The organism is Burkholderia sp. NFPP32, from assembly GCF_900119325.1.
GTDB classification, from domain to species: domain Bacteria; phylum Pseudomonadota; class Gammaproteobacteria; order Burkholderiales; family Burkholderiaceae; genus Burkholderia; species Burkholderia pyrrocinia_C.
The window spans coordinates 30,790-43,226 of the sequence record NZ_FPJP01000027.1 but is presented as its reverse complement, the minus strand read 5'-3'; the positions used below and the strand labels follow the sequence as shown (position 1 = coordinate 43,226).

The 12,437-nt window shown below is 67.0% G+C and carries 11 protein-coding genes; 10 read left to right on the top strand and 1 reads right to left on the bottom strand.

What is annotated here, in order from left to right; translation table 11 throughout:
- Positions 1 to 36: 36 nt before the first annotated feature.
- Positions 37 to 453, bottom strand: coding sequence for a hypothetical protein (locus BT264_RS38700; RefSeq protein WP_143155789.1), 417 nt, complete (start codon positions 451 to 453; stop codon positions 37 to 39).
- Between BT264_RS38700 and BT264_RS32025 the strand changes: the two genes are divergently transcribed.
- From BT264_RS32025 to BT264_RS31980, 10 genes are all read left to right on the top strand, one after another.
- Positions 444 to 1,967, top strand: a complete 1,524-nt coding sequence (locus BT264_RS32025) for a mannose-1-phosphate guanylyltransferase/mannose-6-phosphate isomerase (protein WP_072443986.1) — start codon at positions 444 to 446, stop codon at positions 1,965 to 1,967. The two genes, BT264_RS38700 and BT264_RS32025, sit on opposite strands and share 10 nt — an antisense overlap.
- A 41-nt stretch (positions 1,968 to 2,008) precedes the next feature.
- Complete coding sequence (locus tag BT264_RS32020) at positions 2,009 to 3,379, top strand: undecaprenyl-phosphate glucose phosphotransferase (protein ID WP_072443984.1); 1,371 nt, start codon at positions 2,009 to 2,011, stop codon at positions 3,377 to 3,379.
- An 8-nt stretch (positions 3,380 to 3,387) separates the two neighbouring features.
- The gene (locus tag BT264_RS32015) at positions 3,388 to 3,840 is read left to right on the top strand and encodes an arsenate reductase/protein-tyrosine-phosphatase family protein (RefSeq protein ID WP_072443982.1); all 453 of its coding nucleotides are present in this window, start codon (positions 3,388 to 3,390) and stop codon (positions 3,838 to 3,840) included.
- Positions 3,840 to 4,232: a hypothetical protein gene (locus BT264_RS32010; RefSeq protein WP_072443980.1), complete on the top strand. Its 393-nt coding sequence runs from the start codon at positions 3,840 to 3,842 to the stop codon at positions 4,230 to 4,232. The genes BT264_RS32015 and BT264_RS32010 overlap by 1 nt, the downstream gene beginning before the upstream one ends.
- A gap of 119 nt (positions 4,233 to 4,351) precedes the next feature.
- Positions 4,352 to 5,512 carry a polysaccharide biosynthesis/export family protein gene (locus BT264_RS32005; RefSeq protein WP_072443978.1) on the top strand — a complete coding sequence of 387 codons (1,161 nt, stop codon included), beginning with the start codon at positions 4,352 to 4,354 and terminating at the stop codon, positions 5,510 to 5,512.
- 32 nt (positions 5,513 to 5,544) lie between these two features.
- A complete protein-coding gene (locus BT264_RS32000; RefSeq protein WP_072443976.1) occupies positions 5,545 to 7,776 on the top strand; it encodes a polysaccharide biosynthesis tyrosine autokinase in 2,232 nt (743 codons plus the stop codon).
- Positions 7,760 to 9,289 (top strand): oligosaccharide flippase family protein, encoded by a 1,530-nt coding sequence (locus BT264_RS31995; protein ID WP_083534281.1) that lies wholly within the window; start codon positions 7,760 to 7,762, stop codon positions 9,287 to 9,289. The genes BT264_RS32000 and BT264_RS31995 overlap by 17 nt, the downstream gene beginning before the upstream one ends.
- A complete protein-coding gene (locus tag BT264_RS31990) occupies positions 9,286 to 10,512 on the top strand; it encodes a hypothetical protein (RefSeq protein WP_256260747.1) in 1,227 nt (408 codons plus the stop codon). The genes BT264_RS31995 and BT264_RS31990 overlap by 4 nt, the downstream gene beginning before the upstream one ends.
- Positions 10,509 to 11,345 (top strand): glycosyltransferase family 2 protein, encoded by an 837-nt coding sequence (locus BT264_RS31985; protein ID WP_072443974.1) that lies wholly within the window; start codon positions 10,509 to 10,511, stop codon positions 11,343 to 11,345. The genes BT264_RS31990 and BT264_RS31985 overlap by 4 nt, the downstream gene beginning before the upstream one ends.
- A gap of 3 nt (positions 11,346 to 11,348) precedes the next feature.
- Entirely contained in the window at positions 11,349 to 12,419 is a 1,071-nt protein-coding gene (locus tag BT264_RS31980) for a glycosyltransferase family 4 protein (protein ID WP_072443972.1), read from the top strand.
- The last annotated feature ends 18 nt before the right edge of the window (positions 12,420 to 12,437 follow it).

Below are 12,437 nucleotides of genomic sequence, written 5' to 3'. Positions count from 1 at the left end.
ACGCGACGCGGGGGCGAAGCGGTCGATTCCGGACACTCAATCGATAAATCGCGTCCATTCGCCAATCCATTCGCGATGGCTCGGGCGCGGCATTTCCGTTGCCATGCCGAATCGTGTTGAGACGTCCTTGCGGCGGCCATGCATCGGCGCGGGGGCATGAGCCTGAGTAACCGGTAGTTCGTCCGCGGTCTGGATTCCCGGCGTGAATTGAACCGTCCATTCGATAAAGGCGCGTTCAATTTCATATAGGAATACGAATTTATTGATTAATTCATCGATGGGCCAATGACACCCGGGATGAATGTTGTCGATGCATCGGGATACCGAGGGCGGAGCATGTCCGGCGTCGCTCGGGAAAGCTCCGTCGGCGCGAAGCACGGGCGGCCGGATGGCGCCGGCGGTCGATTGCGGGCGGAAAAAGCGGATGCTGGGGGATAGATGAAATGAGCACATTCGAGTTCGTCGAAACTTCGTGCGGTGCCGAGCCGGGGGCGAAGGATCGCATTCACGTCGCCGCGAGCGCGGTCGTGCCGGTGGTCCTGGCGGGAGGGGCTGGAACCAGGCTGTGGCCCATGTCCCGCGAGCAGCACCCGAAACAACTGACGCACCTCGTTGGCGAGGAAACGCTGCTCGAATCGACGCTGCGAAGGGTAAGCGGGCTTGGGTCGAAATTCGAGATGGCACCTGCGCAGGTCGTATGCGGCGACGCGCATCGGCACATCACGGTGCGGCAACTCGCGGCGAGCGATCTTTGCGCACGCGTGGTCGTCGAGCCGGCGCGTCGCGATACGGCGCCTGCCATGACCCTCGCGGCCGCACTTGCGCGAGCCGAGCACGAGGACGCTGTACTGGTCGTGATGCCGGCCGATCACGTCATTCACGACACGTCCCGGTTCGAACGCGCGATGGAAACGGCGTTGCGCTACGCGCAGCGTGGGTGCGTCGCGACGCTCGGCGTCCGGCCGACGCATGCCGATTCCGGTTTCGGCTATCTGCGCACCGGCGTGCCGCTTGCATTGGACGATGTCGATGGCGGTTACCGACTCGATACGTTCGTCGAGAAGCCGTCACCGGAAGTCGCGGCGCAATACGTCGCGTCAGGATCCCATTTGTGGAACAGCGGAATCTATGTTGTCCGGGCGAGTGTCTGGCTGCGCGCCATCGAGGAGCTGGCGCCGAAAATTCACGCTGCGTGCGTCGCCGCGATCCGCGATGGCAATGCCGATGGCGGTTGTTTTCACCCGGCCCCGGAGCCATTCGCCACGTGCCCGTCGGATTCGATCGACTACGCGGTCATGGAACGCCTGAGCTTCATGGCTGAACCGCCGGTGGCCGTTGCGGTTCCGCTGGATGCAGGCTGGTCCGATCTCGGGTCGTGGGACGCCGTCTGGGCTGCGCTCGACAAGGACCAGGACGGCAACGCCGGGCGTGGGCGAGTGATGTTCGAGGACGCGACCGCGTGCTATGCCCATTCCGAAGGCCGACTGGTCGCGTGCGTCGGCGTCGGTAACGTCGCGGTGGTGGAGACCCCCGACGCCGTTCTGGTCGTCGGCCGGCAGCACGTTCAGGGCGTCAGGTCGCTCGTATCCAGAATCAAGGCCGGGCATGGCGCGGAAGCCGAGGCGCACCGGCTCGTGCGGCGTCCGTGGGGCTGGTACGACTCGGTCGACCGCGGCGAACGTTTCCAGGTCAAGCGAATCGTGGTGGACCCTGGTGCGCGACTGTCGTTGCAGATGCACCATCACCGCGCCGAGCACTGGACTGTCGTGAAGGGCACCGCAACCGTCACGCGCGGCGACGAGCGATTCCTGCTCGGCGAAAACGAATCGACCTACATCCCGATCGGCGTGCGACACCGCCTCGAAAACCCGGGGCGGATGCCGCTGGAGATCATCGAAGTGCAGACCGGCAGCTATCTCGGCGAAGACGACATCGTGCGCTTCGACGATGCATACGGACGCGTTTGACCGCAAATACGGCGCCATCGTGCGCCGCCTGGAGAATATCCATGTTCGGATTTCAGTCGATTATCGCGCGCCTGCTCGATGCGCTCGTGGTGGTGCTGGGGGCGGCTGCTGCGTCGCACGTGCGGTTCGATGACGATACGCTCGGCCGGCCGGACGCGATGGTCGTCCCGTTTGTCGCGATGCTGGCGCTCGCCGTCTTTCCGGCATGTCAGGTGTATCAGTCCTGGCGCGGGCGGTCGTGGATCGCGATGATCAGCCGCATCAGCGCCGCATGGGTCGCCGTGCAGGCTTGCAACCTCGTGCTGCTGTTCGCGATGCATCGCGTCGATCAGGTGTCGAGGCTGTGGTTCGTCTACTGGACGGCGATCGCGGGATGCGGATTCGTCGTCATTCGCGTGGCTGCCTATACGATGCTCGCGCGCGTCAGGCATGCGGGCCTGAATCTTCGCAAGGTGGCGATCGTCGGTCACGGCGCGCATGCCGTGCGTGTGATCGAAACGCTTGCGCTGTCGCCGGCAAGCGGGTTTCGCCCCGTCGTGCTCCACGATCCCGCGGGATCGTCCAACGGCATCGTCCCGGCGATCGCGGATTTCACCGAATTCGCCGCGGCAGTGCGTGCCGAAGCCGCAACGGAAATCTGGCTCGCGTTGCCGATCTCCGAGGAACGGACGATCCGGCGCGTGCTGAAGACGTTCGGCGACGATCTGATCAATATCCGCTTCATGCCGGACATGTGCAGCATCGCGCTGCTCGGCGGAACGATGATGGATCTCGTCGGCATGCCGGCAATCAACCTCGTTGCATCGCCGATGTCGCATCACGCGTTGATGCAGAAGGCGCTGTTCGACCGGGTATTCGCGGCAGCAGCCCTCGTCGCGCTGGCGCCGCTGCTCGGCCTGATCGCGCTGGCGGTCAAGCTGTCGTCCCCGGGCCCGGTGTTGTTTACGCAGTACCGGAAAGGCGCCGATGGCCGGGTGTTCCGGATCTACAAGTTCCGCACGATGCGCGTGCACGCCGAACCGGCCGGCATCGTGCGCCAGGCGACCCGGGGCGATGCGCGTATCACGCGCGTCGGCGCGTTCCTGCGTCGCACCAGCCTCGACGAGCTGCCGCAGTTCTTCAACGTGCTGCGCGGCGACATGTCGGTCGTCGGGCCGAGACCGCACGCCATCGAGCACGACGATCTGTACCGGCCGCTCGTCGAGGGATACATCCATCGTTACCGGATCAAGCCGGGCATCACCGGATGGGCGCAGGTCAACGGCTATCGCGGCGAGACGGATCACCTCGACAAGATGGTCGGCCGTGTCCAGCACGACCTCTATTACCTGCGCAACTGGTCCTTCGGGCTCGACATGAAAATTGTCGCCGCCACGGTGCTGAAGGGCTTCGTCCATCCGAACGCCTACTGAGCCCGGCCATGATCGAACGCATTCTGGTCGTCTGCGACGGCAACGCATGCCGCAGCCCGATGGCGAGCGCGATGCTGGCACGCGCGCTGCCGTCCGTGCAGGTGCGTTGCGCGGGACTGATCGCGCTGGCGGGCCGGCCGGCCGCACAGGCTGCGATCGACGTGATGCGCGAACGCGGCTTCGACATCACGTCGCATATCGCGCAACCGGTGCATCTCGGCCACGTGCGTGCGTCGCAACTGATTCTCGCGATGACGCTCGTGCAGTGTCGCGAGATCGAGCGCCGTTATCCGTTCGCGCGCGGTCGCGTCTTCCAGCTCGACCATGCCGCGAAATGCGATATCGCGGATCCGGTCGGCAAGTCGGCGGACGTGTTCGATGCCGTGGCGCGTCACATCGAGCGCGCGGTGGCGCACTGGATCGCGCGGATTCCCGCAGCTGCCGCACGGGGGCACTGCTGATGCGACGCCATGTCGGTCGACTCGCGATGCTCATCGGCCTGTCGTGTGCATCGGCTGCGCACGGCAATGCACCGGCGGCGCGCCCTTCGGCGAATGCGCCGCGGTGGATCGCGGGGCTCGCGGATACCGCGTCCCAGACCTCGAATCCGTGGCGCGGATCGATCGCAAAGCCGGCGGTCGCGTCGGGCGTCGCGGTGCCGGCGGTCGGCAACTACGCGCCGCTGCCGATCGAGCGGCAGATGCGGGCGTTGTCGATCGACGCGCTGGGCATGCCGACGGCGCATCGCACGCGCGGCGCGGCACGCGTCCCGAATCGGCCGCGCGGCGGGACCGACAACGCGGCAGGCGACTGGCCGGGCATGGAGCCGCCCTGGTCCCGTTCGTCGTGGTGATCGACCGGGCGGCGCGGCATGAGGGCGAAGCAAGCCAAACCCTCACGCGAAGAAATGAACATATCCGTGAGCACGGCGCCACGGACGGAATTGACGATAGCGCGACATACGAGGCGGCAATGGGCGAATCATTCGACGGTATATCGACAGGAAGCAGACGGGGCCGCGCGCTGGCCCCGCTCGTGCTGTCCGTGTTCCTGACGGCATGTGCCGTTGCGCCCGGCATGCGGATGACCGGCTCGCAGGAATTGCCGGTGGCCAGCGCGCGCAACGGCGAACCGGCGCAGTCGCTCGATGTGCCGATCCGGGAAATCGACGTCAACCTGCTGCAATCGATGCGCGACGACAGCGACGCGGCCGGGCACGTCGACGCGCTGTTGCGCGAGCGCACGAAGGGCGGCTATCGGATCGGCGCCGGCGACGTGTTGCAGATCACGGTGTGGGATCACCCCGAACTTTCCGCGGCGGCGCCGACGAATCAGTCGTCGTCGACACAACGGCAGAGCGACCCCGTCGGCGGCTTCGTCGTCGATGAAACCGGCAGCGTGCAGTTTCCCTATGTCGGCACGCTCGCGGTCTCGGGCAGGACGACGACCGAGGTGCGCGATGCGTTCCGCGTCGCGTTGACGAAAACCTTCCGCGACCCGCAGGTCACCGTGCGCGTCACGTCGTACCGCAGCCAGCAGGTCTACGTCGAAGGCGAGGTGCGCAATCCGGGCGTCCAGCCGATCAACGACGTGCCGATGACGCTGATCGAGGCGATCGATCGCGCGGGCGGGCTTCAGCCGACGGCCGATCGAAGCCGCATCGAGCTGCTGCGCGGCGACGAGCATTACGTGCTGAACCTGTCCCTGCTCGTCGCACGACGCATCGATCCGGCCCGCATCCTGTTGCGCAACCGGGACGTGCTGCGCGTGCAGTCGCGCGAGGACAACGGTGCGTTCGTGATGGGCGAGGTCGCGAAGCCGACGCTCGCGCTGCCGCTGCGCGACGGCTCGTTGACGCTCGGCGATGCGTTGCAGCAAGCCGGCAGCTTCAACAGCGGCACCGCCGACACGGCGCAGGTCTATGTGATTCGCGGGCGCGGCTCGAGTACCCCCGACGTGTTTCATCTCGACGCGAAGTCGCCGGTTGCGATGGTGCTCGCGAACGACTTCAGGCTGGCGCCGAAGGATGTCGTTTATGTCGACGGCAACGGCCTCGTCCGACTCAGCCGCGTGCTGTCGCTGCTGTTGCCCGCCATCAATGCCGGCATGACCGGCGCGCTGGTCGCGAAATGAACCGCCGGACCCCGATCGACACTGGATTTGCGATGACAGACCTTTCCGAAGCACGGCTGTACGACGCGGCGTTGTACGACGATGCGCCCCTTTCGTCCTACGTCGATATCGTGCTGGCCCGGTGGCGCATGGTGCTGGGCATCGCGGCCGGCGTGTTCCTGCTGGGGCTGCTGTATGTCGTATTCGCGACGCCGGTCTATCGTGTCGACGCGACGATCCAGGTCAACGAATCGACCACGGCGGGCAATTCGCCGTTGCACGACATCGCGGCGTTGCTCGACAACGGGAGCACGACCGCTGCCGAACTCGAACTCGTGCGCGCGCGCATGGTGATCGACTCGGTCGTCACGAAGCAGCATCTGAACCTCATCGCCGAACCGCGCTATTTCCCGTTGATCGGCCGCTGGGTCGCTCGTCGCTATCGGGACGACGGCGTGGCGCGGCCGCTTTGGGGGTTGTCCCGGTTTGCATGGGGCGGCGAGCGATTCGACGTCGTCACGTTCGAGACGGCCGGGAAGAAGAGCCACGACGGCATCGACGCGCTGGACGGGCTCTGGTTCGACGTGACCGCCGAAGGCGGCGGACGCTACGTGGTCAGGGACGAGGACGGCGACGTCGTGCTGAAAGGCGAGGTCGGCGTGCCGGCGCACGGGCAGTACAAGGCGCAGCCGCTGACGCTGCTGGTCGCCGCCCTCGACGCCAGGCCGGGCACGGCGTTTCGGCTCAGGCGCATCCCGCAGCTCGAAGCGGTCTCCCAGCTCCAGGACGATCTGACCGTCGAGGAAAAGGCCAAGCAATCCGGCATCCTGACCGTCACGCTCGAGGGCGACGACCGGACCCGCATCCGGGACATCCTGCGGGCCGTGGTCGACGGTTACGTCCAGCAGAACAAGGAGTACCGGAGCGAGGAGGCCGCCGCGACGCTGGCATCGCTGAAGAGCAGCATGCCGACCGTCATGAAAGCGCTGAAGGATGCCGAGGACAAGTACGCGGCGTTTCGCGCGCGCACGGGGACGGTCGATCTCGACGAACAGGGCAAGCTGCTGCTCGGCCAGGAAGTGGACATCGAGACGCGCACGCTCGAACTCAAGCAAAAGCGTGTCGACCTGATCGCGCGGTTCGCCGACGGCCATCCGGCCGTGCAGGCGCTCGACGCCAACCTGGCGGAACTGGCGGGCAAGGCGAAGGAACTGAAGGCGCTCGAAGCCAGGTTGCCCGATACGGAGCGGGAGGGCCTCGGCGTGCTGCGTGACGTGCGCGTCAACACCGAGCTGTATACGAACCTGCTGAACACCGGACAACAGCTCGAGATCGCCAGGAGAAGCGAGATCGGCAATGTCCGCGCCGTCGACTTGCCGGTCCTGCCGGTGAAACCGGTCAAGCCCAGGCGCCTGCTGCTGGTCGCGCTGTCGTTGTGTGTCGGGATTGCCCTCGGCGTCGCCGCCCCGTTCGCACAGCGGGCGGTATGGGGCCGCGTCGAACATTCCGAGCACCTCGAGCAGGTACTGGGCGTACCGGTCTATGCGGTGGTGCCGCATAGTCGGGAGCAGCGGCGTCTCGTGCGAAACCAGCAGCATGCGGGACAGGGCGCGCATGTTCTCGCATCGGAAATTCCGGAGGACGTGACCGTCGACGCGATCCGCAGCCTGCGCACGACGCTGCAGTTCACGATGTCCGAGTCGGGGCACAACGTGATCATGGTCACGAGCCCGCAGCCCAGTGCGGGCAAATCGTTCCTCTGCGCGAACCTGGCTTCGCTGTTCGCGTCGGGCGGCAAGCGCGTGCTGCTGATCGATGCCGATATTCGCCGCGGTCAGTCGCATCGCCACTTCGGGCTGCCGGCGGCGCCCGGCCTGCCCGACGCGATCGCGAGCGGCACGCTCGAGCGCGGCGTTCAGAAATCGGCGGTTGCCGGCGTCGACGTGCTCGCGCGCGGTGCCGTCGCCCGCACGTCGGAGCTGTTCAACGACGGCCGCTTCAAGATGCTGCTCGACACGGCATCGCGTCTCTACGACATCGTCATCGTCGATACGGCCCCGATCCTTGCGCTGCACGATGCGGCGACCATCGGCCGCCACGGCGCGACGACGCTGCTGTGCGTCCGGCATGGCCGCAGCTCGATGCCGGAGATTCGCGAGGCGGAGCGTCGCCTGCGCAATGCAGGCATCGCGATCAGCGGCGTCGTGCTGAACGACGTGCCGCGGCGCCAGGCCGTCTACGGCGCGTATGGCGAAGGGAAATACGCGTATGAAACCGAGCACTGAGCCCGCGATTCGCGACATCGCGCTGCTCGCCGCGAGCGACCGCGCGTCGCCCGCCGGCGAGCGACTCGGCGCGCGCACGGTGCGAAGCCTCGCGTGGGCGCTGGTGCAGGCGTGGGGCGGCAAGCTCGTCACGCTCGTCACGTATCTGCTGGTCGCGCGCTGGCTCGGCCCGGCGGACGTCGGGCTCGCGGCCGCGGTCACGCTGTCGCTGTCGCTGGTCCTGATGATCGCCGAGGGCGGCTTCAGCGACGCGCTGGTTCAGCGCGCATCGCTCCACGACGACGACCTCGAATGGCCGTTCTTGTGTTCGATCGGTATGGCGGTCGTGCTCGCGGCCGTGATGTTCGTGCTGGCCGGCCGCGTCGAAACGTGGCTTGGCGTACCCGGCCTGGCGCCGTACCTGCGGGTGGCGTGCGCGTTCGTGCCGATCGGCTCGGCGAGTTCGTTCCAGGAGGGGCTGTACAAGCGGCGGCTGGATTTCAGGACGCTGGCCATGCGTCAACTCGTGTCGGTGAGCGTCGCGGGCGCCGTGGCGGTCGCGCTGGCGATCGCGGGCGCCGGCGCGTGGAGCCTGATCGCGCAGGCGGCGACCTTCATGACGGTGTCCGCGCTCTGGCTCTGGCGCAGACCGGTCTGGCGGCCGCGCGGCCGCCGCAACGCGTCGACGTTCTGGCCGATCGCGCGCTTCGGCGGGCACGTCGTCGCGTCGAGGCTGATCGACTGGTGCGCGACGCGAACGGTGGACCTGATCGTCGTCGCGCTGTACGGCGCGGCCGGGCTGGGCATCTACGCGATCGGGGCGAAGCTCTATCAGACGGCGCTGGAACTGCTGTGCCGCGCCGCGACCGACGTCGCGCTCGCGGTGCTGTCGCGTGTCGCGCACGACGCCGGGAAAATGGCCGCCACCTATCTCGACGTCACGGGGCTGGCCGCGATGGCCGCGGCGCCGCTGTTCGTGCTGATGGCCGTGTCGAGCCGCGACATCACGATCGTGCTGTTCGGTGCGCGCTGGGCCGACAGCGCCGCGATCATGACGCCGCTGATGGGGCTCGGCGCGATTCAGACCGTCCAGTTCATCAACGGCGCATTCCTGGCTGCGCGCGGCCGGCCGAACGTCGCGATGTGGCTGACGTTCGTCAAGCTCGTCCTGGTGCTGGGCGCGATGGTCTGCCTGCCGTCGCACGACGTCGCGGGGCTGGCGTGGCTGTATGTCGGCGCCGTGCTGTGCATCACGCCGCTCAGCTTCGGCGCCGTCGTCGTCGAGCTGTCGATCGATCCCCGCCGCTTGCTGGGGCGGCTGGTGCCGCCGTATCTGATCGCGCTCGGCTGCGCGCTGGTCGTATCGCGGCTTGGCGCGTATCTCGGCGGCGTATCGGCTCTGGTCAGGTTGCCGCTTCAGGTCGTTTGCTTCGGCGCCGCTTATGCCGGCGCGACCTGGATATTGCGTCGTCAGGCCGCCCGGCAAACCGTGGCGATGCTGAGCGCATTGCGCGATGCGAGGAACCGGACATGAGCCGCCTCGCGCCGCAGGTGCCGCGGCAACGCGCGTCGTCGTCCGGCGTATCGACGATCGGGCCGCATGTGCGCTTCGATCTCGCGGACGCGGTCTTGCTCGTATTGCTGCTGCTGAGTTCGATCCAGTTCCTGAAGATCGGCGGCGCGCAACTCGGCCAGATGTTCGCGGTGCTGGTGCTGCCGGTGCTGCTGGTGAGGCGCCGGATCCCCGTCGGCGCATGGGAAATCTGGGCCTTTGCGTTGTTTGTCGGCGTGGCGCTGTCGACGACCTTTCTGTCCGGCTATCCGCGCTTCAAGGCGGCCGAGCAGATCGTGAAATTCGGGTTCGTGATGCCGGCGTTCTATTTGATCGGCCGCTATTACGGCGCGCGGGCACGCACGCGGCCGTTGCCGTTCGGCTATGTCGCGATCGCGGGGTTTCTGGCGTTTCAGTACGCGCTGCAGTATTTCGACGTCCCGGTGCTGTACGAAAAAGTCGACTTCATGCAGAACGCGATTCACGGTTCGTTCAAGGAGCGCAACTGGTTCGCGGCGTTTTTCTTCCTGACCGCCTACGCGTGTTTCCTGCAGTCGCCGCGCCGCATTCCCGACGTCGTGAAGTTCGTTGCGCTCGCACTCGTCGTGACGCTGCTGAGCGAATCGAAGACGGTGCTGATCGCATGCGCGATCGTGATCCTGCTGCAGGTGCGCGGCTATTTCTTCGCGAAAGTGCTGACGATGGCCGCCGGGGCGGCCTTCTATCTGTACATGTTCACGCGCGAACTGACCGGCGACCAGCTTCAGGTCCGGCTGCAACAGGAGCGCGGGCTTGCCTTCACGGAATCGATCAAGCTGGTCGGCCGCGACTGGATCGGTCACGGCTTCGGCTTCGTCGAGCATTACTTCTCGCACTCGGCCGTCGCCGTCCGCGGGCTCGGCGAGGGCACGAGCGCCGTGTTTTGCGCGCCGCTGGATCTGATGCTGGTGGCCGGCCCGATCGGGCTGCTCGCGTGGGCGGTGTTCTTTGCGGGCCTCGGTCAGGGCCGGCGCGCGATGGTGTTGCTCGCGCCGCTCGCGGCATGGTCGCTGATCAACCCGATGCACCAGAGCGAAACGTCATACCTGTTCGTCGGCTATCTCGCGTCGTTCGCGTTCGCTCCGCGGGCGGCACGCCGGGAAGCGCGCGCCGCGCCGCGCGTGTTGCGGCCCCGATCCATTTTCCCGTCCGGACCTACCCGATGAAATTCTCCCTCATCATGGCGACGCTCGGCCGCAGCGACGAGATCGTGCGCATGTTCGATTCGCTGGTGCTGCAAGCCTATGCCGACCTCGAAGTGATCGTCGTCGACCAGAACCCGGACGACCGGGTCGAGCGGATCGTCGACCGGTATCGCGACCGGCTGACGATCGTCCATCTGCGATCCGGCAAGGGCAAGTCGCGGGCGACGAACGTCGGCCTGAAGGCCGTGACGGGCGACGTGGTCGGGTTCCCCGACGACGATTGCTGGTATCGGCCCGGGACGCTCCATGCGGTCGCGGCGCGCTTGTCCGCCGACCGGATGCTCGACGGCGTGACGGGCATGAGCGTCGACGCCGCGGGCCGGCCGTCGCAAGGACGGTGGGCGACTTCGGGGCAGACCGTCAACCGCTTCAACGTGTGGGTATGCGCGACGTCGTACACGATCTTCCTGCGCCGGTCTGCCGTGCATGCGGCGGGACAGTTCGACGTGGACCTCGGCGTGGGCGCGACCACGCGCTGGGGAGCGGGGGAAGAAGTCGACTTTCTCGTGCGCGCGCTGCAGGCGGGGTGCCGGATCGATTACGACCCGCATCTGCGTGTCCATCATCCCGAGCCGCTCGCCGTGCTCGACGAGCAGGCCTATGCGCGCGGCCGGCGCTACAACCGCGGGTTCGGGCATGTGCTGCGCATCAATCGCTATCCGCTCGCCTACGTCCTTTACATGATCGCGCGGCCTGTCGCCGGCTGCCTGCTGTCATGCGTGCGCCGCAATCCCCGGCGTGCGAAGTACTACTGGATCGCCGCGTCGCATCGACTGCTTGGCTGGATGGATTGAACGATGAGCACGATCTTCTCCGCTTCGACCGAATGCACCGACCGTGCCGAGCGTGCCGAGCGCGCGCGTCTAACCGTCTATACCGACACGCGCTGGCCGGTTGGAACCGGCATCCACAACGTGATGGCGGCCTATGCCGAGCGCGCGCCGTCGACCGTCCGCATCGAGCCGCTGGCGGTCGGCGGCGGTGTCGCGCACCCGCTGTCGCCGCTCGCGTTGAGCCGCGCGCTGAGGAGGCTGCCGGCCCGCAATGCCGTGTTCTGGAATCCCGGGTTCGTACCGGCCGCGTTGCCCGGTTTCCCGTCGGTCGTCGTGGTGCACGACCTCACGCATCGCCACTTCTATACGCGCGCGCATCGCTTCTACTACGACACGGTGCTCCGGCCGCTGTACCGGCGTTGCACCGCGATCGTCTGCGTGTCCGAGTTCACGCGCGACGAATTCCTCCGCTGGTCTGGCATGCCGCCGGATCGCGTTCACGTGATCCACAACGGGACCGACGCTGCATACCGGCGCAACCGCGACACGCTCGGCTATCCGTTTCCGTACGTGCTTTATCCGGGCAACCGGCGCAACTACAAGAACCTGCACCGGTTGATCGCGGCATTCGGCGCGAGCGGGCTGTTGCCGCTCGGCGTGCGTCTGATGCTGACCGGCGACCCCGACCCGGCGCTGCTTGCGCACGCCTCGCGGCACCGATGCGCGGACGGCCTCGTATTCGCGGGGGTATTGCCGAACGATGCGATGCCGAAACTGTATCGAGGCGCGCTGTTCGTCGCTTTCGTGTCGCAGTACGAAGGTTTCGGCCTGCCGATCCTCGAGGCGATGGCATCCGACGTACCCGTGCTGACCTCGAGCGTGTCGGCGATGCCGGAAGTGGCGGGCACCGCCGCGATGCTCGTCGACCCGTTGTCGGTCGTCGACATCGCGGTCGCCATGCGCCGGCTCGGCACCGAGGCCGTGTGGCGAGACGCGCTCGTCGCGCGAGGCCGGGAGCAGACCCGCCGGTTCGACTGGGACACATCGGCGCGCACGTTCTGGCGGCTCGTCGAGCAGGTCGGCGCGTCGGCATGACGCGCACGTCAACGAACA